22 protein-coding genes, 1 tRNA gene and 1 pseudogene are annotated in these 22,803 nt (G+C 59.5%); 7 read left to right on the top strand and 17 right to left on the bottom strand.

Features of this window, described 5'->3' with window-relative positions:
- The first annotated feature begins 90 nt into the window (after window positions 1-90).
- The gene (locus B2U07_RS05755; RefSeq protein WP_275547444.1) at window positions 91-1,719 is read left to right on the top strand and encodes a hybrid sensor histidine kinase/response regulator; all 1,629 of its coding nucleotides are present in this window, start codon (window positions 91-93) and stop codon (window positions 1,717-1,719) included.
- 3 nt (window positions 1,720-1,722) lie between these two features.
- On the opposite strand, the gene B2U07_RS05750 is transcribed toward B2U07_RS05755, so the two are convergent.
- Window positions 1,723-2,358: a response regulator transcription factor gene (locus B2U07_RS05750; protein ID WP_275547443.1), complete on the bottom strand. Its 636-nt coding sequence runs from the start codon at window positions 2,356-2,358 to the stop codon at window positions 1,723-1,725.
- A 158-nt stretch (window positions 2,359-2,516) separates the two neighbouring features.
- Here B2U07_RS05750 and B2U07_RS05745 point away from each other — a divergent pair, with 158 nt between their 5' ends.
- A complete protein-coding gene (locus B2U07_RS05745; RefSeq protein ID WP_003084988.1) occupies window positions 2,517-2,675 on the top strand; it encodes a YqaE/Pmp3 family membrane protein in 159 nt (52 codons plus the stop codon).
- A gap of 351 nt (window positions 2,676-3,026) precedes the next feature.
- Here the strand turns inward: B2U07_RS05745 and egtD are convergent, their stop codons facing one another.
- Together egtD and egtB are read right to left on the bottom strand one after the other, a co-directional pair.
- Window positions 3,027-3,989 carry an L-histidine N(alpha)-methyltransferase gene (egtD, locus tag B2U07_RS05740; protein WP_275547442.1) on the bottom strand — a complete coding sequence of 321 codons (963 nt, stop codon included), beginning with the start codon at window positions 3,987-3,989 and terminating at the stop codon, window positions 3,027-3,029.
- 2 nt (window positions 3,990-3,991) lie between these two features.
- Entirely contained in the window at window positions 3,992-5,275 is a 1,284-nt protein-coding gene (gene egtB, locus B2U07_RS05735) for an ergothioneine biosynthesis protein EgtB (RefSeq protein WP_275547441.1), read from the bottom strand.
- A gap of 291 nt (window positions 5,276-5,566) precedes the next feature.
- Here egtB and B2U07_RS05730 point away from each other — a divergent pair, with 291 nt between their 5' ends.
- Entirely contained in the window at window positions 5,567-5,818 is a 252-nt protein-coding gene (locus tag B2U07_RS05730; RefSeq protein WP_275547440.1) for a helix-turn-helix transcriptional regulator, read from the top strand.
- Window positions 5,818-7,014, top strand: coding sequence for a type II toxin-antitoxin system HipA family toxin (locus B2U07_RS05725; protein WP_275547439.1), 1,197 nt, complete (start codon window positions 5,818-5,820; stop codon window positions 7,012-7,014). Before B2U07_RS05730 ends, B2U07_RS05725 begins: the two co-directional genes overlap by 1 nt.
- A gap of 170 nt (window positions 7,015-7,184) precedes the next feature.
- Here B2U07_RS05725 and B2U07_RS23030 read toward each other — a convergent pair whose 3' ends face one another.
- The 11 genes and pseudogenes from B2U07_RS23030 to rpsU form a co-directional block, all read right to left on the bottom strand.
- Entirely contained in the window at window positions 7,185-7,556 is a 372-nt protein-coding gene (locus tag B2U07_RS23030) for a DUF2326 domain-containing protein (RefSeq protein ID WP_419096323.1), read from the bottom strand.
- A 65-nt stretch (window positions 7,557-7,621) separates the two neighbouring features.
- Window positions 7,622-8,356, bottom strand: coding sequence for a hypothetical protein (locus B2U07_RS05720; protein ID WP_296276315.1), 735 nt, complete (start codon window positions 8,354-8,356; stop codon window positions 7,622-7,624).
- A 189-nt stretch (window positions 8,357-8,545) separates the two neighbouring features.
- Window positions 8,546-8,881, bottom strand: coding sequence for a hypothetical protein (locus B2U07_RS05715; protein WP_275547437.1), 336 nt, complete (start codon window positions 8,879-8,881; stop codon window positions 8,546-8,548).
- A complete protein-coding gene (locus tag B2U07_RS22930) occupies window positions 8,872-9,108 on the bottom strand; it encodes an ABC-three component system middle component 6 (protein WP_343252591.1) in 237 nt (78 codons plus the stop codon). Before B2U07_RS22930 ends, B2U07_RS05715 begins: the two co-directional genes overlap by 10 nt.
- The gene (locus tag B2U07_RS05710; protein WP_296276313.1) at window positions 9,105-9,686 is read right to left on the bottom strand and encodes a hypothetical protein; all 582 of its coding nucleotides are present in this window, start codon (window positions 9,684-9,686) and stop codon (window positions 9,105-9,107) included. The genes B2U07_RS22930 and B2U07_RS05710 overlap by 4 nt, the downstream gene beginning before the upstream one ends.
- A 476-nt stretch (window positions 9,687-10,162) precedes the next feature.
- Window positions 10,163-10,933: pseudogene (locus B2U07_RS05705) on the bottom strand (NERD domain-containing protein).
- Window positions 10,934-11,094: 161 nt separating this feature from the next.
- A complete protein-coding gene (locus B2U07_RS05700; protein ID WP_275547435.1) occupies window positions 11,095-12,216 on the bottom strand; it encodes a Fic family protein in 1,122 nt (373 codons plus the stop codon).
- Between the two features lie 239 nt (window positions 12,217-12,455).
- Window positions 12,456-12,532 (bottom strand) — tRNA-Ile (locus tag B2U07_RS05695).
- A 127-nt stretch (window positions 12,533-12,659) separates the two neighbouring features.
- Complete coding sequence (gene rpoD / locus B2U07_RS05690; protein ID WP_197856904.1) at window positions 12,660-14,507, bottom strand: RNA polymerase sigma factor RpoD; 1,848 nt, start codon at window positions 14,505-14,507, stop codon at window positions 12,660-12,662.
- Between the two features lie 67 nt (window positions 14,508-14,574).
- A complete protein-coding gene (dnaG, locus tag B2U07_RS05685; protein ID WP_275547434.1) occupies window positions 14,575-16,578 on the bottom strand; it encodes a DNA primase in 2,004 nt (667 codons plus the stop codon).
- Window positions 16,579-16,723: 145 nt separating this feature from the next.
- Complete coding sequence (gene rpsU / locus B2U07_RS05680; RefSeq protein ID WP_003290642.1) at window positions 16,724-16,939, bottom strand: 30S ribosomal protein S21; 216 nt, start codon at window positions 16,937-16,939, stop codon at window positions 16,724-16,726.
- Window positions 16,940-17,142: 203 nt separating this feature from the next.
- On the opposite strand from rpsU, the gene tsaD reads away from it, so the two are divergent.
- Window positions 17,143-18,168, top strand: a complete 1,026-nt coding sequence (gene tsaD, locus B2U07_RS05675; protein ID WP_275547429.1) for a tRNA (adenosine(37)-N6)-threonylcarbamoyltransferase complex transferase subunit TsaD — start codon at window positions 17,143-17,145, stop codon at window positions 18,166-18,168.
- 91 nt (window positions 18,169-18,259) lie between these two features.
- On the opposite strand, the gene plsY is transcribed toward tsaD, so the two are convergent.
- Entirely contained in the window at window positions 18,260-18,829 is a 570-nt protein-coding gene (gene plsY, locus B2U07_RS05670; RefSeq protein ID WP_275547428.1) for a glycerol-3-phosphate 1-O-acyltransferase PlsY, read from the bottom strand.
- Window positions 18,830-18,903: 74 nt separating this feature from the next.
- On the opposite strand from plsY, the gene folB reads away from it, so the two are divergent.
- Together folB and folK are read left to right on the top strand one after the other, a co-directional pair.
- Complete coding sequence (gene folB, locus B2U07_RS05665; RefSeq protein WP_275547427.1) at window positions 18,904-19,260, top strand: dihydroneopterin aldolase; 357 nt, start codon at window positions 18,904-18,906, stop codon at window positions 19,258-19,260.
- Complete coding sequence (folK, locus tag B2U07_RS05660; protein WP_275547426.1) at window positions 19,251-19,784, top strand: 2-amino-4-hydroxy-6-hydroxymethyldihydropteridine diphosphokinase; 534 nt, start codon at window positions 19,251-19,253, stop codon at window positions 19,782-19,784. Before folB ends, folK begins: the two co-directional genes overlap by 10 nt.
- 155 nt (window positions 19,785-19,939) lie before the next feature.
- Here the strand turns inward: folK and B2U07_RS05655 are convergent, their stop codons facing one another.
- A complete protein-coding gene (locus B2U07_RS05655; protein WP_275547425.1) occupies window positions 19,940-21,169 on the bottom strand; it encodes a multifunctional CCA addition/repair protein in 1,230 nt (409 codons plus the stop codon).
- A 61-nt stretch (window positions 21,170-21,230) separates the two neighbouring features.
- Window positions 21,231-22,796 carry a SpoVR family protein gene (locus B2U07_RS05650; protein WP_275547424.1) on the bottom strand — a complete coding sequence of 522 codons (1,566 nt, stop codon included), beginning with the start codon at window positions 22,794-22,796 and terminating at the stop codon, window positions 21,231-21,233.
- Window positions 22,797-22,803 lie beyond the last annotated feature (7 nt).

The raw sequence follows: 22,803 nt of genomic DNA, 5'->3' as shown, positions 1-22,803 counted from the left end.
AATCGCCTGCCAACCAGTTCCTTGCACCGGTGGCAGACTCCGGCCTAAGGTGCCGGCAGACAAGATGAGAGCGGTCAGCAGGGGGTTGCCATGACCAGGAAGGTTTCCGCCTATGACACAGAGCGCGCCCAGGCCGGGGTGCGCATGATCTTCGTGGCCGTTGCCGGCTGCTACACCGCAGCGCTGTATCATTTTTCCCTGATCGACCCCGCGCTGGTGTGGAAGATCTTCCTGCTCAAAGGCCTGTTCTGCGTCGTGGCCACGCTGATCTGGTCCGATATCCTGCGTCGTCCGGGGCACTATCGCGGGCGGCGGCTGTTCACCATGCTCACCGACTACGCCGGTATCACCGTGGCACTGGCAAACGGCGGCGCGGCCATGCTGCCGGTCTACGCGATCCTGATCTGGGTCACCATCGGCTACGGCCTGCGCTACGGCTCCGGTTACCTGCTGCTGGCCACGGTCATGGCGCTGCTGTCGCTCACGGTGACCGCCAGCACCTCGCCTTACTGGCAGTCGCAGCCCTACCTGATCGTCACGCTGCTGCTCACCACCATCATGGCGCCGGCCTACATGCACGCCCTGCTCAGGCGCTCGCGTCAGGCGGCCGAGGCCGAGCAGGCGGCTATCCGCGCCAAATCGCAGTTTCTCGCCCAGGCCAGCCACGATCTGCGCCAACCCATTCATTCCATCAGCCTGTTCACCGCCTGCCTGCGTGACAGCAGTCTGGGCGCCGAGCAGCGGCGCCTGGTGGAGAACATCGACAAGTCGCTGCACAGCGTCGCGCGCCTGTTCCGCACCATTCTCGACATGTACTCGCTCGATAGCGGCAAGGTGGTACCGCAACTGGAGCCGCTGGCGTTGCGCCCTCTGCTTGAGCAACTGATCCAGCAGAATGCCGAGGCGGCGCGTTGGGCCGGCGTCGAAGTACGCCTGCGCTGCCCGCCGATTCACGTGCGGGCCGATCCGGTGCTGCTCACCACCATGCTGCAGAACCTGCTTTCCAATGCCCTGAAATACGCTCCCGGCAAGCCGCTGCTGATCGCCTGCCGGCGCCGCGGGCCAGGCGTTGCCATCGAGGTCTACGACAAGGGGCGCGGTATTGCCGCCGACCATCTGGACAGTGTCTTCGAAGAGTTCTACCGCGTGCGCCAGGAGCGAGACAGCGACGTCGAGGGCATGGGCCTGGGCCTGGCGATCGTCAGACGGCTGGGCGCGCTGATGGACATGCGCGTGAATATTCATTCGGTGGAGGCGCGCGGCACGCGGGCGCTGATCGACGGCCTGCAGCGGGTCGAAGCGCCCAGTGCGAAACCGGCTACCTGGCGTAGTGATCCGCAAATGCCGCGTATGCTCGATGGTTTGCGCGTGTGCCTGATCGAGGATGACCACAACGTGCTGCTGGCCACCGCGACCTTGCTACAGAAATGGGGCTGCGAGGTTGCCACCTTCAACACGCTGCCCGATGCGTCGAGGCATTTCGATCTGGTGGTGACGGACTTCGACCTCGGCACCGAGGCCTCGGGCGCCGACTGTATTCAGCACCTGCGTCGCAGCAGCGGGCGCAAGGTGCCGGCGATCATCATGACCGGCCACGACGTGCGTCGTGTGCAGGAACAGGTGGGTGACAGCGATATCCCGATTCTGTCGAAGCCGGTGCAGCCCGCCGAGCTGCGCTCGCTGCTGGTGGCGCTGAAACTCAAGCTCAAGGCCGCGTGAGGGTCACACCAGCCCGGCCTTGGCACCCTTGGCCGCGGCTGCGGCGCGCGTGCTGACGTCCAGCGTGCGCAGCAGCGAGGAAACATGGATGCGCGCGGTGAAGGGAGAGATCGCCAGCTCGCGGGCAATTTCCTTGTTCGACAGGCCGCGCACCACCAGTCGCAGAACCTCCTGCTGCCGCGGCGTCAGCTGTTCCAGCAGGTGGCGGTCTTCGGCGAAGGCCGGCACGCCGGCGGGGCCCAGGGTCAGGACGAACTCACCTTCGCGCACGGCCAGTAGCGCAGCGGCGATTTCATCAGGTGGCGTCGCCTTGCCGATGAAGCCATCGGCGCCTGCGGCCATCACTTCATCGATCAGCTCGCGGTTGTCGATCATCGACACGACGACGATCGAACTGCGCGCAAACGCCTCCCGCAATGCGCTGATGGCCTGCGGTGATTGACCGGGGAAGAGCAGGTCGAGCATGAACAGGCTCGGCGCCGTGCCGGCGTGCGCCAGGTGCAGCACGTCGTCCATGTCTCCGGCTTCGAGGAGGCACGCCTGGGGAAAGACGCGCTGGGCGATGCGGCACAGACCATCGCGGAAAACCGGATGATCATCGGCGACGATGATGCGTTCTTGTTGTAATTGTTCAGGCATATGGGCGATTCCATCCTGGCGCCAGACTAAAGTCATATCCCCGCTGGTGCCAGTGGCTGGTTCTCAGTACTGCAGCAGGCGTCGTCATCGCGAATGAACTGCAAGGCGCTGCCTTGGGTCTGTTTCAGTACCCCTTATGGAACGTAAAGGAGTACCACATGGACCTAATCCGCATCCTCATCGCCATTCTGCTGCCACCGCTGGGCGTGTTCCTCCAGGTGGGTTTCGGCGGCGCGTTCTGGCTGAACATCCTGCTCACCCTGCTCGGTTACATCCCCGGCATCGTCCACGCGGTGTACATCATCGCCAAGCGCTGAGGTCCATAAGCCGCCAAGCCAAGGCACCCTCTCTTGTAGGAGCGAATTTATTCGCGATAGGCCCGACTCGGTGCCCAAACATGATCGCGAATAAATTCGCTCCTACACGGCGATCACTCCCGCTGCAAAAAATGCACGCTGAACAACTGCGCCAGGTCGCGCCACATGGCGCCCGAGGCGAGGCCACATTCACCGTTAGGTTGCGTCCCAGGCATCGTCCTCATCGCCAAACGCCGAGACCCACATGCAACGAAGCCAAGGCATCCTCTTTCTGTAGGAGCGAATTTATTCGCGATAGGCCCGACTCGGTGCCCAAACTAGATCGCGAATAAATTCGCTCCTACACGGCCATTATTCCCGCCGCAAAAAATGCACGCTGAACAACTGGGCCGGGTCGCGCCACATGGCGACCGAGGCGAAGCCGCATTCACCCGCCAATCCACAAAAGCCGCTCGGCGTGTATTTGTAGGAGTTCTCCGTGTGCAGGGTTTCGCCGGCGGCGAAGTCGAACACGCGATCCTCGATGCGTACCTGTTGCGCTTGTTTGCTGATCAGGTGCATTTCGATACGCGACTCGGCCTCGTTGAAAAAGGCCCGATGCTCGAAGCGCCGCGGGTCGATATCACTGTCCAGCTCGTTGCGGATGCGCTCGAGCAGGTTGAGGTTGAACAGCGCGGTCACCCCGGCCGCATCATTGTAGGCGCGCTCCAACACCTGCCGGTCCTTCAGCAGGTCCACGCCGATCAGCAAGCCGCTGCCGGCCGGCAGCGCCCGATGCAAATTACGCAAAAAGGCACGGGCTTCATCCGGGTCAAAATTGCCGATGCTGGAACCGGGGAAGAACGCCAGCGGCCGTTGCCCCAGCGCCTCGGCAGGCAATTTCAGCGGCTGGCTGAAGTCCGCGCACAGCGCGTGCACGTCGAGCCAGCGATAATCGGCGGCCAGGCGACGGGTGCAGATATCCAGAAACTCGCGGGAAATATCGACGCCCAGGTAACGCGTTGGGCGCAGGGCTTCGAGCAGCAGACGAATCTTGCGGCTGGCGCCGCTGCCTAGCTCCACCAAGCTGGCGTTGCGCCCGGCCAGCTCGGCGATATCGTTCGCCGCCAGGCGCAGGATGGTCTCCTCGGTGCGCGTCGGGTAGTACTCCGGTTGCTGGCAGATCAGCTCGAACAGCTGCGAGCCGCGGTGATCGTAGAAGAACTTCGGCGACATCGCCTTCGGACTGGCCGCGAAGCCGCGCAACACCTCTTCGCGCAGGCTTTCCTGTTCCGGGCTGATGGACTGTTCGTTGGTGCGGATTGCCAATGCCATGCTCAGAGCTCCTTGGCCAGGCGCAGGCCGGAGAACTGCCAGCGCATGGTGGGGTAGAAGAAGTTGCGATAGGTGGGGCGAACGTGATCCTCGGGGGTGGCGCAGCTGCCGCCGCGCAAAACCATCTGCCCGGACATGAACTTGCCGTTGTATTCACCCAGGCTGCCGCCCAGCGGACGAAAGCCGGGATAGGGCCGGTAAGCGCTGGCGGTCCATTCCCACACATCGCCATAGAGCTGCTGCAGGCCATTGCCGGCGCCCGCGGCTACCGGCTGCAGATGATCGTTCTCGACGAAGTTGCCCCACAGCGGTTCGTCCTGCGCGGCAACTTCCCATTCTTCTTCGCGCGGCAGGCGCGCCTGCGCCCAGGTGGCGAAGGCCTCGGCCTCGAAGTAGCTCAGGTGACAGACCGGTGCATCCAAATCCAGCTCGCGCGGGCCGCCCAGGGTCAGCTCCAGCCAGTCGTCGCCCTCGCGTTGCCAGTACAGCGGCGCCTGCCAGCCGGCGCGCTGGATATGGTCCCAGCCATCCGCCAGCCACAGCGCCGTGCTGCGATAACCGCCGTCGCGGATGAACTCCAGGTATTCGCCATTGCTCACCGGCCGGCTGGCGAGCTGAAAGGCCTCGACGAACACCCGATGGCGCGGCCGCTCGCAGTCGAAGGCGAAGTCGTCGCCGGCATGGCCGACATGGCGCAAGCCGGCGGGAAAGTTAACCCAGCGCAGCTCGCTCGCCTCGGCGCCGCCCGGCATGAGGTCGTGGCGATAGACCGGGCGCAACGGGTTCTGCGCCAGGATGTGCTTGATATCCATCAGCAGCAGCTCCTGATGCTGCTGCTCATGCTCCAGCCCCAGCTCGACCCGCTGCAGCACCTCGTCATTGAGGTCGGCTCCCATGCTGTTGAGCAACTGCTCCATCGCCAGATCGACATGGCTGCGATAGGCGTACACCTCGCTTACCGCCGGCCGCGACAACAAACCACGCCGCGCCCGCTCGAAGGGCGTGCCGTGGGTCTTGTAGTAGGAATTGAACAGATGGTCGTAGCGCTCATCCAGCGGGCGATAGCCGCGCAGGAAGGGCTGCAGCACGAAGGCCTCGAAGAACCAAGTCACATGCGCCAGATGCCATTTCGGCGGGCTGACGTCCGGCATGCTCTGGATCACGTAATCCTCGGCTTCCAGCGGCTCGCAGAGGCCTTCCGTGGCAGCGCGTACCCGCTGATAACGCTGCCATAGCTGTTCGAGTTGCAGTTGTGAAACGTCGATTCTGCTGGCGCGGTTCGGCATATCGCGCATCCTTTGCTGGCGTCGCAAAGCGCGACGGTTCTTTAAGCCGACTGGGCGAGAGGGGCAAAGGTTCAGGGAAAAATGTGGCGTTAATATGGCAGGGGTGCAAACGGGGGCAGTTAACCGTAGGGGCGTTGGGTCTCCAAAAAACTGGGCGAGGCTGCCATCTGTATGGCATCGGCTGCCTCGCCTAGGGTTTTCAGTGGCCTGTACGAGCAACCTGATTCGCTTTGCTTTCTCGGATAGTTCGGTATACGTTACATTTAATATGATTTGTTACGTATAAAGAACATGGACTATGCCCTCATCACGCTACGACTTGGCGATCAGCTTCGGCAGCGCCGTCTTAATCGCGGGCTGACGCAGGCTGCGCTCGCTTCGCTGGCGGGTATCACGCGGCAAAAGGTCATTGCCATCGAGAAGGGCGATCTCACGGTGGGGATGACGGCCTATGCACGCGCCCTGGCAGCCCTCGATGCCGAACTCGAGGTGGTTCCAGCAGCCATGCCCACGCTGGACGAAATACAGGGAGTGTTCGATTGATGACAGCCGTGCTGCAGGTTGCAACGCCTGAGGGCGATAGCGGCAAGGTGCTTGCCAGTGGCACTGACTATCTGTTCCGCTACCACGAGAATGCCAAGGCGCAGGCAGCGATCAGCTTGCTCATGCCGGTACGCCTGGACGAATACCGCCATCGGGAACTGCACCCCATTTTCCAGATGAACCTGCCGGAAGGCTACGTCCTTGAACAGCTACGCAACCGCCTGGCCAAGGTGGCCAACCTTGACCCGATGTTGCTGTTGGCGCTGTCTGGCAGCAGTTCGCCTATCGGGCGGGTGACGGTCAGTTCGCCTGACGTGGATGCGTTGCTGCGCAGACAGCAATTCCCCGGCGAAAAACTGGAAGAAATCCTCGCCTGGGATGGAGCAGAAGATATTTTTGCCAGCCTGGTGGATCGCTACATCCTGCGCGCCGGGATTTCGGGCGTTCAGCCCAAGGTGCTGGTGCCGGAGCACCAGGGCGCGATGCCGCAACGCTTCACCTCGAAAACCTCCGAGCTGATCATCAAGAGCGGTCGAGACGAGTTTCCAGGGCTGGCGATCAACGAGTTCCTTTGCATGTCCATCGCCAAAGAGGCGGGCATCGCGGTGCCGGAATTCTACCTTTCCGACAACGCCAAGTTGTTCGTCATGCGCCGTTTCGACCGGGATAAACAACTCAACCCCATCGGCTTCGAGGACATGGCGGCCTTGATGGGGCTGGCTGCGCAGCAAAAGTACAGCAAGAGCTATTCAGCCATCGCCAAGGCCATCCGCCTGTTCTGTGCGCCCGAGCAGGTGCAAGGCTCGCTGGCACAGCTATTCGCCATCGTCACCCTGAGCTGCATCGTCGGTAACGGCGATGCCCATCTGAAAAACTTCGGGCTGCTGTATTCCAACCCGACCCAGCGCGATGCGCGGTTGGCACCGGCCTACGATATCGTCAATACCACTGCCTATATCTCAGAGGACGTTTTGGCGCTGGATCTCGTAGGCAACAAGTCGCTCTTCGCGTCGCGCCAAGGGCTGCTGGATTTTGCTCAAGTCTGTGATGTGGCGCGGCCAGAAGAATTGATCCGCGAGCAGTTGCAAGCACTGGAACGAGTGCTGGCGCGCTCAACCGAGCTGAGCGAACAAGCACCGCATGTGGTCGCGGCAATCAGGCAGTGTGCCAGGCCTTTTATGCAGAGCTTTGGTTAGTGGAGGCAGATTTGAGGTCGCAGTGCAGGGAGGAACGATGGACAGACCAAGCTTTTCAGCGGTAAATCGTGGTCTGTCCCTGGTTGTTCTGCGCTAGATATAAAGGCATGGATATTGAGGACGGTTTAATGTTTGCTAGGTACGATATATGGTAAAGAGATCCATTTAAATTATTTGATCTTGAAAAATTTGTCATCAGCAGAAAGCGTGAGCACTACATTCTCTTTCAGGAAAATTTTGCTCAAGCCATATAATTTATCACTCAGGATCGAGACGACTGTTTGGATCTTTCTCGAATTTGCAATCATGAAGAGCGCTTTTAATTTCTCCTCGTCTGCCGACTCTAGATAATCTTGGACTGTAAACGAGATAAATCTTGAGCTTCTTTTATTGCCAAAATCAACGTAAGCCATATCAAACGCCATCGCGGCAGCTCTTGGTGCGCCGTCACCAGTGTTTAGCTCTTCATACTTGATGGAGAATCGTAGTTTTCCGGAGCCGTCGTCACATGCTAACAGCTCATTATAATGTGAGCCGAATATTTTCTTGGTTATGAAACGGTAGCTTTTATTGAATGCTGCTAGTTTGGTATCGAAGTCCGTATGACTTAATGCAATATCTTTACGAATATCTTCTTGTTTTTTGACTTTTCTTTTATTATTTTTTCTGAGTTTCTTACTTCGTCAATAATGAAGGTTATTCTTCCTCGCTCCTCGCGCTTATTTTGAATTTCCTTCTCGATTAGGATGAATCCGCTAAACTGGCTATCCCTTGAAATATCTTTGACAACCTTCTTTTCGGTATCAAGTTTATTCCCGAGCTCAGTTTTTAAGTCATAAATTTCATCTCTAACCGCTTTGCTCAGTTCTTCAACGTATTTCGCTTTTCTAAACATTATCGAGTTATGGAATTCAATAGTCTGCTCAAGGGTTTTAGTTAGGTTGGGGATTACTGCTTTTGCTTCGTTATAAAGTGCAGAGATCGCATTAATGTCAGCTTCAACAATGTTGTGCTTATATCTTTCGATTGTTTTTTGATTGTAAAATAACTTTGTTTCTAAGTTGGCAATTTTTGTAGAAATTAGTGCCACATCCTGCCTGGATTGCTTAAGGTTCGAAATTGCATGGTTTTGGCTGTCAACAATGTCGTAGTCATCCTCGCGGGATTCTAAGTCTGAAATTTGGGAGTCAATTTCTTTAAGGGTGGATTCTAAAGCTTCGATTTTATGGCCGCCAAGCAGCGCCTTAATGCGCTCTTTCTCGGATATTATTTCGTCATCAATAAGGTTTAGATCCTGAATACTATTGATTCCGTCAAATCCATACAGGTATGAATATATCAATGAGTATTCATTGTCGCTTGTGTAGGCGGTCAAATATTTGATTGAGCTGTTGCACGTCTGGCGATTAATTCTGAAGAATTTATTCTTAATAGCACCGTAAGTCGGTTGGCTTCGGTGGTAGCCAAATAATTTTGCGACCTCATTTTTGTATTTTTCGCTACCGTGGAAAGGAGCACCATTGATAAAATTTTAGCTCTTTATTACGTCGCGATTCTTTTGAGCTTGTGCGAAAAGAGTTCTGCTGAGCTTATGTAGGCCGGAGGCAAGCTTAAGTGTAAGCTCAAATCGAACTGTTCCCTTGGTAAGGAAGTCTTTTATTTGCTCATTTATTTTGCCATTGTCGGGGTCGACCCAAAAGCTGTCGTGGGATCCGCCGAGGCAAAAATTTATGGCTCTAAGAGAGCTACTTTTACCGACCTGATTTCCATTTGCACCTGAGTTGGTGATGATGTTTATTCCGTCTTTGAATTCAATGCGCCGAATTTCCTTCTCGCCATCGAATACAGATAGTAGCTTCAGTTGCATAGACTAATATCGCCGGATTTAGTTAGCTCAATGCATCCAGCAATGAAAAGCCAATCTAGAGCATACATGAAGTATGCAAAAGAGACTTCGTCATAGGCTAGATTGAACTCACGATGCAAAAGCAGTGGGCTCATCTCGCTAAAGTTGTTGTTTTTAAGGGTGGAGAGAATTTGTCCGCCTATTATATATGGGCTTTTGGCGGGGGATTGTGCATTGCTTAAAATCATTTCGGTGGCTCTAAAATTTTGCAATTTATAAAGCCGTAGCAAACTATGAGCTCTTTGGCTGAGTGCACGATCTCAATGGTGGCGCCGTCAAAGCCTTCGAAAGTTTCATCAATAAGTTTCGAGACTTTGAGTAGAATTCGGTCGGAATTGTTTTTAATAAATTCAAAAATTTCGCTTTTGTTTGTTGTGCGAATACTGCCTTCTATAAGCAGTTCTTTCTTTGCTTGCTTGTACTTTTGTTGAATGGCCCAGAGAAACCGGCTCTTCGCACCTGGGTCTTCGTTATCAATGCTCTCAATTAAGGCCTCTATCAGGCCCATGTAACCACTGTATTCTCGAATGTCTTCCGCATACGCAGCTACAGCGTTATACTCAAGCTTCTCGTCTACTCCAAGATAGTCGACGATTTCGCCATCGATTGATTCTTCAGGCTTGTATGCTTCGATAATTTTAATTAACAGCGGATTTAATATGGAGGTTACTTTTGAGAGGGCGGTTATGGTGACGCTCACTTCGCCGCCATTGTTGTTTACTGCTATTCCGCCGTTATTTGCTTCGGCTGTCTGAGATTTAGTCATCTCATTTGGGCCTATTAACGGTTACGTTAACACTTCCTTTGCCTGTCGAGTTGACAGCGGTGCCGCCATTGTCAGCAGTTGCAGTGACGCCACTAGACTTCGATCCTACATGCGCCACAATCAGCACTATGAAACAGAATACGGTAGCCCCTAGACTATAGATGTACGACTTGCAACAGCAGCTCAGGGGGTAGGTGATTTAAAAGATCTGACTTAATCCATTCGCGATAGAAAGAATAGAGCAGACCGGTTGCTAGCGCCCCCAAACCACATCCAACGCCAAGTGATGCTTTCAAGAAACTGAGCATTCTTCGCCCTCCGTAGCCATTATGGTCGGTCAAAGAGGCTATCTATGACCCTAGTCGTCTGATCTTACACTGCCAGCACCTACAGCGCAGCGACGGGACGCTGAAGACCTACCATTAAAGAATGCCAGTATTTGGGGACAGACCATGATTCTCTGCTTTCCTTTGCATCTATAAGCTCTGCATCGTTCGGCACTTGGGAAACCCCGAGCATCCCCAAAACTGCTGCCCAGCCTTAGGTCCTGTCTTCACGGTACGAATCAGCAGTGCGCTGCCGCATTTCGGGCATTGCCGCTCGGCTGTCGGATCGCTCCGGCGCTTCAGGTTTTGCACATGCTCGCGGTGGGTGGCGAGGGTAGGTGCACGGCGGCCGGTTTGCAGGGCGTGCAGCATGGCGTCGACTTCAGCCGCGCTGAAGACTGGCTGCTGGAATGACTAGATATAGCGGATAAAGCCAATGCCCTGAGTGACGTTGGCCGGCACTTCGGTCTTGAAGGTGCTGCCGCCGACGAAGGTGATGACCGAATGCAGGTGTTCGGGGTTGACGCCAAGGGTGGCTTCTAGCGCTTTGAGATGCTTGTAGTTCTGCGGCAGCGGGTTCTGGAACTTGAAGGTGCGTTTGTAGAGCTTCTGCGTCCACTGCGCCTGCTTCTCGCTGCCGAAGATCCAGCCGCTCATGTTCTTCGTTTCCAGCACGAAGATGCCGTAGGGCGAGAGGAATACGTGGTCGATCTGCGTGGTGCCGTCTGGCGTGTTCAGGGTGACGTTGTGCAGGCGGCGGTAGGTCTGCTTGTCCAGCTGCCAGTGGGCGAACAGGCGCACCAGCAGTTCGCCGATCTGCCCCTTGGCCCAGGGCGATTTGAGCAGGCCGATCAGCAGAGCTGCGGGGATAAACCAGGTCAGCATGCCCCAGACCTGAGCGACTATCGGGCTGTAATCCATTTTCTTCCTTGAGCCGAGCTGCTTGATGGAGAGGCGAGCAGGTGTGCCGAAATCCAGATGCCTGGTACTGAGCCGATAATGGCCAATTGCTTTCGAGTGCTCAAGGGGATCGCGACCATTGTCCTATGGCGCGATGACGCACCAGGGGCGAAGGACTCAGCTCAGCGTGCTATCTGGTAACGGGTACTACGCCCGCCGCCGGGCAGTCGTTCGATGCAGCCCTTTTCGAGTAAATCGCCCAGGTGACGTGTGGCGGTGGCTTTGGATACCTTGGCCAAGGCTTGGTACTGGGCTGCGCTGATACCGTCCTCAAAACCCCGTTCGCCGCCATCGAGCAGGCGGTTAAGCACTTTGATCTGCTCCGCCGATAGCGTTTGGCTGCGGTGTGCCTGCCAGAAGCGCGCCTTGACCAGCACGCGGTCGATACGAGCAAGGGCCTGCTCCAGGCTGTTGAGTAAGGTGGCGAGAAACCACTGCAGCCAGGCGGTGATATCCAGCCCGCCTTTCTGGCTGGCTTCGAGGATGCGGTAGTAACCGGCGCGGTCGTCGAGGATGCTCGCCGACATGGCGTAGAAGCGGATGGCTTGTTGCTCGCCCTGAGCCAATGCCAGATCGGTGATGGCGCGCGTAAGGCGGCCGTTGCCGTCATCCAACGGGTGCAGGGTCACGAACCAGAAGTGGGCGATGCCGGCGCGCAGAAAGGGGTCAAGGCTGGCATCGCTGCGGCTGCTATCGAACCAGGCGAGAAAGTCCGCCAATTGCGCTTCCAGCCCCGCGCGGGGAGGGGCTTCGAAATGGACTGTCGGGCGGTCGATGCGTCCGGAAACCACCTGCATCGGCTCTTCGCCGCGCAGTGTGCCGATGTGTAACGGTCGAGCCAGCAGTTGGTCATCGCTGGGGAATAGCCAACGGTGCCAGGTAAAGAGTCGCTGTTCGTTCAGCGGTTGTTGATGCGCATGGGTGGCATCGAGCAGCAGTTCCGCCAGGCCTTCGGAACGTGAGGTGGTGCGACCCTCTTCGTTCAGCCCCAAGCGCCGTGCCAGTGATGAGCGCACCGAGCCGACATTCAGCTGCTCACCCTCGATGGCTGAAGAAGTGACGATGTTCTGCAGCATGGCATCCAGGCTGCTCTGCACTTCGGTGTCATTGCCCACCGCACCGAGCATTCCTAACAAACGCCCCTGAGCCTGACCGCAAGCGCGCAGCAGCGGAGCAAGCGCTTCGCCTTGCCAACTGAAATGCGGCCAGTCGGGCTGCTGCCAGATCCAGAGAGGGTCATTCATAGGGGCGTGCATCTGTGAGCCGATTAGTGAGCCTATTCGGCTCATTCAGTGAGCCGATAATGCCGGCTATTCGGCTCACTGTCTAATCGCTCCCATGCCGCGCGGCTATAGAGTTGGCATCCCGGATGCTTTTTATAGCCTTTGGGGGCGGGTGGACGCTTGTGGGCGGCGGGACGGCGTTGCAGCGATTTTTTTTCATCGCAGAAACACCAAAGCCGCGCAGTGCGCGGCTTTGAAGGTGGTGGGCCCACACGGACTCGAACCGTGGACCAAAGGATTATGAGTCCTCTGCTCTAACCAACTGAGCTATAGGCCCTCAGAGGTCGGCGGATTATACCGATGCGTTCTCGCCAGCGCCAACCGCTTGATCTGGCTGGATAAAGGTTTCGTGTGCAATGTGCTTCACAAAGCAAAACCCCCGGCCTGGGCCGGGGATTCTGGTATCACTCGTCGAGGAAGGAGCGCAGATGCTCGCTTCGCGTCGGGTGACGCAGCTTGCGTAGCGCCTTGGCTTCGATCTGGCGGATACGTTCACGGGTGACGTCGAACTGTTTGCCCACTTCCTCGAGGGTGTGGTCGGTGTTCATGTCGATACCGAAGCGCATGCGCAGGACCTTGGCTTCACGGGCAGTGAGGCCGGCCAGCACTTCGCGAGTGGCTTCCTTGAGGCTTTCGACGGTGGCCACGTCGATCGGGGACTGCATGGTGCTGTCCTCGATGAAGTCGCCCAGATGCGAATCTTCGTCGTCGCCAATCGGGGTTTCCATGGAGATCGGCTCTTTGGCGATCTTCAATACCTTGCGGATCTTGTCCTCGGGCATTTCCATGCGCTCACCCAGCTCTTCCGGAGTGGGCTCGCGACCCATTTCCTGCAGCATCTGACGGGAGATGCGGTTGAGCTTGTTGATCGTCTCGATCATGTGCACCGGGATACGGATGGTGCGCGCCTGGTCGGCGATCGAGCGAGTGATCGCCTGGCGAATCCACCAGGTGGCGTAGGTCGAGAACTTGTAGCCGCGGCGGTATTCGAACTTGTCCACCGCCTTCATCAGGCCGATGTTGCCTTCCTGGATCAGGTCGAGGAATTGCAGGCCGCGGTTGGTGTACTTCTTGGCGATGGAGATGACCAGACGCAGGTTGGCCTCGACCATTTCCTTCTTGGCGCGGCGAGCTTTCGCTTCACCGATGGACATGCGACGGTTGATGTCCTTGATCTCGGCCAGGCTCAGGCTGCACTCGGCTTCCAGATCAGCCAGCTTCTGCTGGCAGCGCTGGATGTCGCCCTGCAGGTTGCCCAGGGCTTCGGCGTACTTGGCCTTGCCTTTGGCCAGGTCGCCGGCCCAGTCCATGTCGATTTCGTTGCCCGGGAACAGGCGCAGGAAGTCGGCACGCGGCATGCGCGCATCACGTACGCACAGCTGCATGATGGCGCGCTCTTGCGCACGCAGGCGGTCCAGGGCATCGCGCACCTGGGTGACCAGGGCTTCGTACTGCTTGGGCACCAGCTTGATCGGCATGAACAGCTCGGCGAGGGCGGCCAGCTCTTCGATGGCCTGCTTGCTGCCACGGCCGTGCTTCTTCAGGGCCTTCTGGACCTTGTCCTGCTGCTCGGCCACGGCGGTGAAACGGCGAGCCGCTTCTTCCGGGTCCGGGCCGCCATCGCCTTCTTCTTCCTCGTCGTCGCCGTTCTCGTCTTCTTCTTCGTCGTCGCTTTCTTCAGCGGCGGCGCCTTCCTTGACGGGAACGGGGGCGGCAGCTTCGTCAGGCACGCTGCCGTCATCCGGGTCGATGTAGCCACTGAGGACTTCGGCCAGGCGGCCGCCTTCGGTGGTGACGCGGTTGTACTCGGCGAGGATGCCGTCGACAGTGCCGGGGAAGTGAGCGATGGCGCTCATGACTTCGCGGATGCCTTCCTCGATGCGCTTGGCGATTTCGATCTCGCCTTCGCGGGTCAGCAGTTCCACGGTACCCATTTCGCGCATGTACATGCGCACCGGGTCGGTGGTGCGGCCAATATCGGTCTCAACGGCGGCGAGGGCGGCAGCGGCTTCTTCTGCTGCAGCCTCGTCGGTGTCGGCTTCGGCCAACAACAGGGCGTCCGCATCCGGAGCACTCTCGAATACGTTGATCCCCATGTCGTTGATCATGCGGATGATGTCTTCCACCTGTTCCGGATCGGAAATATCTTCCGGCAGGTGGTCATTGACCTCCGCGTACGTCAGGTAACCCTGCTCGCGACCACGGCTGATCAATTCTTTCAAACGAGATTGCTGTTGCGCTTTTACGGACATAACACCCTATCCACTGAAGGTCTTGGCGGGCTGAAAACAAGCCGAGGATTATACCTCGGTTTTGGCTCTAGGCGCCAGTTGGGGACTTGCTGCTCGGTGAGGAAGTGAGGCTGTAGTGCTCTCTGAGCAATGTCTTTTCCTCGTCTGTGAGCTCGCTGGGGCTTTTATGAATGATGCTGCGGAGCGCCTTTTCACGCCGCCTCTGCGATTGACTATTTGCAAGTGTAGTAATGGTGTCGAAAAACTGCTGTTCAAGGTTGTCGCCCTGAATCAGCCATTCCTTTTCTGCCAGTGCCCTTAGCAGGCGACCTTGCTCGGTGCCGTGCCAGCGGGCGATCAGTTGCAGCGAGCGCAGGTTGGGCGCCTTCTGCAGAGCGCCGACCAGCGCTACGAGAAGTTGCGCGTAGGTGTCCTCTTCGTCGGCGAAGTGGCTGACATCCTCGACCTTTTGCGCCAGCTGCGGATGGTGCAGCAGGGTGCGCAGGGCAATCAGATGTGGTGATTCGACGCTCACCGCAGTACGCGGGCCACGTGGCACGAAATCGCCCTTTCCCTTCTTGTTCCACTTGCCGCCGCCGTCTTTCTTCCAGCTGCCTTTGCCGCCTTCGTTGTTGCGCTCGTAATGTTGCTGCTGGGGTGGGGCAGGCTGCTCGTAGCCGCCGACATCCGGCAGGTTGTCGTAGTAGCCGCTATCGGCAATGTCGCCGTAATCCGGGTAGTCGCTGCTGGGCGCATGGTTGGGTGTGCTTGGCGCATGGCTGCGTGGGGCGCTGGCGACCTGGCTCATGGCTTCGCCGGAAAGGCCGGTGATCTCGCTCAGACGCTGGCGCATCAGGGCGCGTAGGTTGTTGCCGGGAATCTTGTCGATCAACGGCGCGGCCAGGGTCACCAGATGCGCCTTGCCTTCCAGCGAGCGCGGGTCGGCTTCTTCGCACAGTTGCTGGAAGAAGTAGTCGGCCAGTGGCTGGGCATGCTGGTTGATGCGCGCGCGGAAAGCATCGGTGCCTTCGGCGCGTACCAGGGTGTCCGGGTCTTCGCCGTCGGGCAGAAACAGAAAGCGTGCGCGGCGGCCATCCTGCAGGCTCGACAGTGTCGATTCCAGGGCGCGCCAGGCAGCGTTGCGCCCGGCGGCGTCGCCGTCGAAGCAGAACAGCACGCTGGGCACGATGCGGAACAGGCGCTTGAGGTGCTCCTCGCTGGTGGCCGTGCCCAGGGTCGCCACGGCATTGCGCAGGCCCTGTTGGGCAAGGGCGATGACATCCATGTAGCCTTCGACCACCATGATCTCGTCGAGATCACGGTTGTGCTTGCGCGCCTCGTACAGGCCGTAGAGTTCCTGACCCTTGTGGAATACCGGGGTTTCCGGTGAGTTCAGGTACTTGGGCTTGTCGTCGCCCAGCACGCGGCCGCCAAAGGCGATCACCCGGCCGCGGCTGTCGCGGATGGGGAACATGATGCGGTCGCGGAAGCGGTCGTAGCGCCTGCCGTTTTCGGCGTTCTCGATCAGCAGGCCGGCGTCGATCATGACTTTCTGCTGTAGGGCGTCGGCGCCCAGATGCTTGAGCAGGTTGTCCCAGCCGGGCGGCGCGAAGCCGATGCCGAAGTCACGGGCGATCTCGCCGGTTAGGCCGCGGCCCTTGAGATAGTCCACGGCGTACTTGCGCTGTGGATGGCTTTTCAGGGCCTGGCGATAGTGCTCGGCGGCGGCATTGAGCAGCGGATAGAGTGGCGAGTCGACAGGCTGCCTGGGTTTGTGTCCGCGGCCGCTTTCCTCGCGCGGCACGTCCATGCCGGCGCGCTTGGCCAGTTCCTCGATCGCCTGGGGGAACTCCAGTTGATCGTGGTCCATGACGAAGCCGAGGGCATTGCCGCCGGCGCCGCAGCCGAAGCAGTAGTAGAACTGCTTGTCCGGGCTGACGGTGAAGGAGGGGGTCTTTTCCTTGTGGAAAGGACAGCAGGCGCTGTAGTTCTTGCCGGTCTTCTTCAGCTGGATGCGCGAACTCACCACATCGACGATGTCGGTGCGGTTGAGCAGGTCATCGATGAAGGATTGCGGGATCAGGCCGGCCATAGACGCTCAGCATACTGCCCGGCGCAGGCGCTGGACAACGGATGGGTAGAAAAGCAAAAACTCCGCTCACTCGCTAAGCGCGAGGCGGAGTTTTCAAATGCAATGCCCGGCATAAGCCGGGCATTCGAGCGTGGCGTGTACGTTATTAGTACAGGCGAACGCTGCGGCGCTGCTCGCGCTGCACTTTCTTGGCGTGACGCTTAACAGCGGCAGCGGCTTTGCGCTTACGCTCAGCGGTCGGCTTTTCGTAGAATTCGCGGCTGCGAACTTCAGCCAGTACACCGGCTTTTTCGCAGGAGCGCTTGAAACGACGCAGAGCTACGTCGAAGGGTTCGTTCTCTTTAACTTTGACGGCTGGCATCCAGGTCGTACCTATCTTTAATTACCGGTTTCAACGCGTGCCCGGCAGATGGCTCGGGATGCGTCGGTTTTCAAGGGTTGCGGATGTTACCGCCTCGTCGCGCGGAATGCAAAGCCCTTAGGTCGAAAAGCGCTGGTCGCTCCGCCGGGCGGCGCTTATCATGCGCGCCTTTGTTCCACGCGGCAAACCAAGGTTCAAGCTCTATGCTCGTACTGGGATTGGAAACTTCCTGCGATGAAACCGGCGTCGCGCTCTATGACAGCGAGCGCGGCCTGCTGGCTGACGCCCTGTTCAGCCAGATCGACCTGCACCGTGTGTATGGCGGCGTGGTGCCCGAGTTGGCCTCGCGTGATCACGTCAAACGCATGCTGCCGCTGATCCGCCAGGTGCTGGATGAAGCGGGCAAGCAGGCCAGCGATATCGATGCACTGGCCTACACGGCGGGCCCCGGCCTTGTCGGGGCGCTGCTGGTGGGCGCTTCCTGCGCGCAGGCGCTGGCCTTTGCCTGGGGCATTCCGGCCGTCGGCGTGCACCATATGGAAGGTCACCTGCTGGCACCGATGCTGGAAGAACAGCCGCCGGCCTTTCCGTTCGTCGCCTTGCTGGTGTCCGGCGGCCACACCCAGCTGGTGCGGGTCGATGGCATCGGTCAGTACCAATTGCTCGGCGAGTCGCTGGACGATGCCGCCGGTGAGGCCTTCGACAAGACTGCCAAGCTGATGGGGCTGAATTACCCCGGCGGCCCGGAGATCGCCAAGCTGGCGGAACAGGGCACGCCGGGGCGCTTCGTCTTCCCGCGGCCGATGACTGATCGTCCGGGCCTGGATTTCAGTTTCAGCGGCCTGAAGACCTTCGCCTTGAATACCTGGCAGCAATGCCGTGCTGGCGACGACGACCTCGACCAAGCCCGTCGCGACATCGCGCTGGCCTTCCAGCAGGCAGTGGTTGAGACTCTCACCATCAAGTGCAAGCGCGCGCTCAAGCAGAGCGGGCTGAAGAGCCTGGTCATCGCGGGTGGCGTGAGCGCCAACAAGGCGCTGCGTGAGCATCTGGAACGCATGCTGGGTGAAATGAAGGGCAAGGTGTTCTACGCGCGTCCGCGTTTCTGCACCGACAACGGTGCGATGATTGCCTATGCCGGTTGCCAGCGTTTGCTGGCCGGGCAGCATGAAGATCTGGCGATCAAGGTAAAGGCGCGTTGGCCGATGGAGTCGCTGCCAGCGCTGTGAGCGCCCCAAGGGATTACGCGTAGGAGCGAGCTCTGCTCGCGAACCGGAAAATTCGCGAGCAGAGCTCGCTCCTACAGTTTTTGTTATCGAATCAAAAACGCCGCTCGCGACCGGCGAACAGATCGCGCAGATTGCTGCGGTGCCGCCACACGATCAAACCGGTGAGTACGCAGGCCGGTAACAAGGCCTCCGGTTGTTGCCAGGCCAGCAGCGGTAGCGTCAGCGGCGTGGCAATTAGCGATGCCAACGAGCTGGTACGGGTCAGCAGGAACACCAGCGCCCAGGCAGTCAGGGCAAGCAAGGCGGCCGGTGGATAGAGGCCGAGCAACATGCCGGCGGCAGTGGCCACGCCCTTGCCGCCACGAAAACGGAAGTACAGCGGGTAAAGATGGCCGACGACCGCCGCCAGCCCGATCCAGGCCTGCTGGTGCAGGCTGAGGCCGAACAGCTTGGCGATCAGGATCGGCAGCAGGCCTTTGAACAGGTCGCCGATCAGCGTCATGACGGCGAGTTTCTTGCCGGCCACGCGCAGCATGTTGGTGGCGCCGGGGTTGCCCGAGCCACTGGCACGCGGGTCAGGCCCGCCAGCGAGTCGGCTGAGCAGGATGGCGAAGGACAACGAACCGAGCAGGTAGGCAAGGATTGCCAGAAGCCAGAACATGGTGGCCATTCCAGGGCATGGGGTGGCCCGATTCTAACGAGGTGCAGCGCCCTTGTCGTGGCGCGGAGAGTACGGTGGACAGAGTATTTATCGAGGGGCTGGAAGTCGACACGGTGATCGGCGCCTACGATTGGGAGCGCGACATTCGCCAGTGCCTGCGTCTGGACCTGCAGATGGCCTGGGACAACCGCCCGGCCGCAGCGGGTGATGACCTCAATCTGGCGCTCGACTACGCCAGCGTGTCCACGCGCATCCAGGCCTTCGCGGCCGAATCGCAGTTCATTCTGGTCGAGACCTTCGCCGAGCGCCTGGTGCAGCTCCTGATGGATGAGTTCGATATTCCCTGGATTCGCCTGAAACTGACCAAGCCCGGTGCAGTGCCGGCCGCACGTGGCGGCGTGGGTGTGGAGATCGAGCGCGGATGCCTCTGACTCGCGTCTATCTCGGCCTCGGCAGTAATGTGCAGCGTGAGGCTCACCTTGCTGCCGGGCTCGATGCATTGGCTGGCCTGCTCAGTGACATGCGCTGCTCGCCTGTCTTCGAAAGCCATGCGGTGGGCATCAAGAGCGGCAATTTCTTCAACCTGGTGGTGGTCGGCGAAACCGCGCTGCCGCTGCTGGAGCTGGATCGCCGGCTGAAGTTCATCGAGGCCGATAACGGCCGCTACGCGCCGGACCGCAAGGGCCTGCCGCTGGATATCGACGTGTTGCTGTATGGCGAGCAGGTCGGCAACTTCAACGGCCTGATCCTGCCGCGGGCGGAAATTCTCAAGAACGCCTTCGTGCTCTGGCCGCTGGCCTTGCTGGCGCCGCAGGTGTGCCACCCGGTCGATGGTCGTTCGTTCGCCGAACTCTGGGCCTCGGCGCAGATCGATCAGCAGTTATGGCCGACTGCCTTCCAGTGGCGCGGCGCCGAGTTGACGCCGGCCGAACTGCTGCAGGCGCGCTCTTCGTAGCCCGGATGCAATCCGGGAGAACGGACGCTGGGAATGTCCCGGATTGCTTCCGGGCTACGGGTTGGCGTTGATCGGTAGGAGCGGATTTATCCGCGAAAAGGCGGGCCGCGGAGCTGTGATGATCGCGGCTGAAACGGAATGCCGCCCAGCCGCTCCTACGAGGCGTGCTGCTGTTTGTAGGCCTTGAGCGCCTGCAGGCGTTCGCGGTTGAGCGCCTCGCCCAGCTCTGCGCCCTTGAAGCCCTTCTCCAGTAGCGGCTTGACCGCCACCTGCCGTGCTACCTCGGCTGCGCCCAGCAGGTAAGCGGCTTGTGGATAGTCCCGCTGTTCCAATCCCTGGCGGCCGCGGGCGTCCATCTCGCAGGCGGCGACGAATTCGGCGAAGCGCTGCGGGCGGCGGAACACGTCGAAGCGTTGCAGCAGCTCGAGCAGCGTCGAGGGGCGCAGCTCCAGCGCGCGGTGGCCGTGGGTATGAAACTCGCCCACCAGCGCTGCCAGTTCGGCGCAGTCGCGTGGCGCCTTGCAGCGTTCATTGATCGCCTGGATCAGGCGCAGCCCCTTGTGCTCATGAGCGATATGCCGCGGCCATTCGGCCTCCGGCGTCAACCCCTTGCCAACATCATGCAGCAGGCAGGCCCAGCGCACATTGAGCGGCTGGTCGTGCTCCGCACACTGGCGCAGCACGCTCAGCACATGCACGCCGGTGTCGACTTCGGGATGGTGCGCCTGCGGTTGCGGCACGCCGAACAACTTATCTACTTCCGGCAGCAGCGCCGCCAGCGCGCCGCAATCGCGCAGCACCTGGATGAACACGTCGGGGCGCGGCTCCATAAGCGCACGGGAAATTTCCTTCCAGCTACGTTCGGCGGTGAGATGGCCCAGTTCGCCGGATTCCGCCAGTTCGCGCATCAGTTGCAGTGTTTCTGGCGCGACGTTGAAGCCGAGCGGGGCATAGCGTGCGGCGAAGCGGGCGACGCGCAGTACGCGCAGCGGATCTTCGGCGAAGGCCGGGGACACGTGGCGCAGCAGGCGCGCCTGAAGATCCTGCTGACCGCCGTAAGGATCGATCAGCCTGCCCTGGTCGTCCTCGGCCATGGCGTTGACGGTCAGGTCGCGGCGGGTCAGGTCGTCTTCCAGCGTGACGTCGGGGCTGGCGTGAAAGGTGAAACCGCCATAGCCGCGGCCACTCTTGCGCTCGGTGCGTGCCAGGGCATATTCCTCGCCCGTCTGCGGATGCAGAAACACTGGAAAATCGGCGCCAACCGGGCGATAACCGAGCTCCTGCATCTGTTCCGCGCTGGCGCCGACCACGACCCAGTCCACTTCGCTGACGGGACGGCCGAGCAGGCGATCACGCACTGCGCCGCCGACTTTGTAGATCTGCATAGGTGTTCCTCCACTGAGTGCAGAGGATACCGAAGATCGAGAGAAGGCGGCCGGTAAGCGATCAAATAGGCGGGATGACCAGGTCCAGCCGTGGGTATTCGTTGTCGCTCTCCGCGCTACCGCGTGGTGGCACATGCTGAGTGGTGATCAACTGGTCGCCCTGGCACACCTCCAGGTGGATATCGAAACCCCATAGGCGATGCAGGTGCTTGAGCACCTCGCCGGTGGAGTCGCCCAGTGGCTTGCGATCGTGTTGCTGATGGCGCAGGGTCAGCGAGCGATCGCCGCGGCGGTCGATGTTCCAGATCTGCACGTTGGGCTCGCGGTTGCCCAGGTTGTACTGCGCGGCGAGCAGCTCGCGGATGGTGCGATAGCCGGATTCGTCATGGATGGCCGGCACCAGCAACTCGTCCTTCTGGTCGTCATCAAGGATGCCGAACAGTTTGAAGTCGCGAATCACCTTGGGCGAGAGGAATTGCAGGATGAAGCTCTCGTCCTTGAAGCTGGTCATGGCGAACTTGAGGGTGGTCAGCCAGTCGCTGCCGGCAATGTCCGGGAACCAGCGTTTGTCTTCATCGGTGGGCTCCTCGCAGATACGGCGAATGTCGCGGTACATGGCGAAGCCCAAGGCGTAGGGGTTGATGCCGCTGTAGTAGGGGCTGTCGAACGGCGGCTGGTAGACCACGCTGGTGTGCGACTGCAGGAACTCCATCATGAAGCCGTCGGTGACCAGGCCTTCGTCGTAGAGATCGTTCATCAGGGTGTAATGCCAGAAGGTCGCCCAGCCTTCGTTCATGACCTGGGTCTGGCGCTGCGGATAGAAGTACTGGGCGATCTTGCGCACGATGCGGATCACCTCGCGCTGCCAGGGCTCCAGCAGCGGCGCGTGTTTCTCCAGGAAGTAGAGGATGTTTTCCTGCGGCTCGGCGGGGAAGCGCTTGTTGTCCTTCTCGCCGCCCTTGTCCGTGCTTCTGGGAATGGTGCGCCACAGATCATTGATCTGCTTCTGCAGGTGCTCTTCACGTTCCTTCTGGCGCCGCCGCTCTTCTTCGGCGGAGATGGGGTAGGGGCGCTTGTAGCGGTCGACGCCGTAGTTCATCAGTGCGTGGCAGGAGTCGAGCAACTCCTCCACTGCATCGATGCCGTAGCGCTCCTCGCACTGCATGATGTACTGCTTGGCGAACACCAGGTAGTCGATGATCGAGCTGGCGTCCGTCCAGGTGCGGAACAGGTAATTGCCCTTGAAGAAGCTGTTGTGGCCATAGCAGGCGTGGGCGATCACCAGCGCCTGCATGCAGATGGTGTTTTCTTCCATCAGGTAGGCGATACAAGGATCGGAATTGATCACGATCTCGTAGGCCAGGCCCATCTGGCCGCGCTTGTAGCCTTTCTCGGTGGCGAGGAAGTGCTTGCCATACGACCAGTGGTGATAGCCCAGCGGCATGCCGACCGAGGCATAGGCATCCATCATCTGCTCGGCGGTGATCACTTCGATCTGGTTCGGGTAGGTATCCAGCGCATAGCGCTCGGCGATGCGCGCGATTTCCTTGTCGTATTGGCGGATCAGCTCGAAGGTCCATTCCGAACCGGTGGAGATCGGCTCGCGCTTTCTCGTGCTGGCATTCATGGCTTGG

The sequence above is a fragment of the Pseudomonas sp. UBA7530 genome (assembly GCF_002479365.1).
GTDB lineage: Bacteria > Pseudomonadota > Gammaproteobacteria > Pseudomonadales > Pseudomonadaceae > Aquipseudomonas.
Note: the sequence above shows the minus strand (reverse complement) of the source record. Positions and strands in the feature narration are given on the sequence as shown.

What these genes read in the sequence shown, in the direction of transcription:
- B2U07_RS05755 (WP_275547444.1), top strand. Translation starts at nt 91, where the DNA reads ATGACCAGGAAGGTTTCCGCCTATGACACAGAGCGCGCCCAGGCCGGG.
- B2U07_RS05750 (WP_275547443.1), bottom strand. Translation starts at nt 2,358, where the DNA reads ATGCCTGAACAATTACAACAAGAACGCATCATCGTCGCCGATGATCAT.
- B2U07_RS05745 (WP_003084988.1), top strand. Translation starts at nt 2,517, where the DNA reads ATGGACCTAATCCGCATCCTCATCGCCATTCTGCTGCCACCGCTGGGC.
- egtD (WP_275547442.1), bottom strand. Translation starts at nt 3,989, where the DNA reads ATGGCATTGGCAATCCGCACCAACGAACAGTCCATCAGCCCGGAACAG.
- egtB (WP_275547441.1), bottom strand. Translation starts at nt 5,275, where the DNA reads ATGCCGAACCGCGCCAGCAGAATCGACGTTTCACAACTGCAACTCGAA.
- B2U07_RS05730 (WP_275547440.1), top strand. Translation starts at nt 5,567, where the DNA reads ATGGACTATGCCCTCATCACGCTACGACTTGGCGATCAGCTTCGGCAG.
- B2U07_RS05725 (WP_275547439.1), top strand. Translation starts at nt 5,818, where the DNA reads ATGACAGCCGTGCTGCAGGTTGCAACGCCTGAGGGCGATAGCGGCAAG.
- B2U07_RS05715 (WP_275547437.1), bottom strand. Translation starts at nt 8,881, where the DNA reads ATGCAACTGAAGCTACTATCTGTATTCGATGGCGAGAAGGAAATTCGG.
- B2U07_RS22930 (WP_343252591.1), bottom strand. Translation starts at nt 9,108, where the DNA reads ATGATTTTAAGCAATGCACAATCCCCCGCCAAAAGCCCATATATAATA.
- B2U07_RS05710 (WP_296276313.1), bottom strand. Translation starts at nt 9,686, where the DNA reads ATGACTAAATCTCAGACAGCCGAAGCAAATAACGGCGGAATAGCAGTA.
- B2U07_RS05700 (WP_275547435.1), bottom strand. Translation starts at nt 12,216, where the DNA reads ATGAATGACCCTCTCTGGATCTGGCAGCAGCCCGACTGGCCGCATTTC.
- rpoD (WP_197856904.1), bottom strand. Translation starts at nt 14,507, where the DNA reads ATGTCCGTAAAAGCGCAACAGCAATCTCGTTTGAAAGAATTGATCAGC.
- dnaG (WP_275547434.1), bottom strand. Translation starts at nt 16,578, where the DNA reads ATGGCCGGCCTGATCCCGCAATCCTTCATCGATGACCTGCTCAACCGC.
- rpsU (WP_003290642.1), bottom strand. Translation starts at nt 16,939, where the DNA reads ATGCCAGCCGTCAAAGTTAAAGAGAACGAACCCTTCGACGTAGCTCTG.
- tsaD (WP_275547429.1), top strand. Translation starts at nt 17,143, where the DNA reads ATGCTCGTACTGGGATTGGAAACTTCCTGCGATGAAACCGGCGTCGCG.
- plsY (WP_275547428.1), bottom strand. Translation starts at nt 18,829, where the DNA reads ATGTTCTGGCTTCTGGCAATCCTTGCCTACCTGCTCGGTTCGTTGTCC.
- folK (WP_275547426.1), top strand. Translation starts at nt 19,251, where the DNA reads ATGCCTCTGACTCGCGTCTATCTCGGCCTCGGCAGTAATGTGCAGCGT.
- B2U07_RS05655 (WP_275547425.1), bottom strand. Translation starts at nt 21,169, where the DNA reads ATGCAGATCTACAAAGTCGGCGGCGCAGTGCGTGATCGCCTGCTCGGC.
- B2U07_RS05650 (WP_275547424.1), bottom strand. Translation starts at nt 22,796, where the DNA reads ATGAATGCCAGCACGAGAAAGCGCGAGCCGATCTCCACCGGTTCGGAA.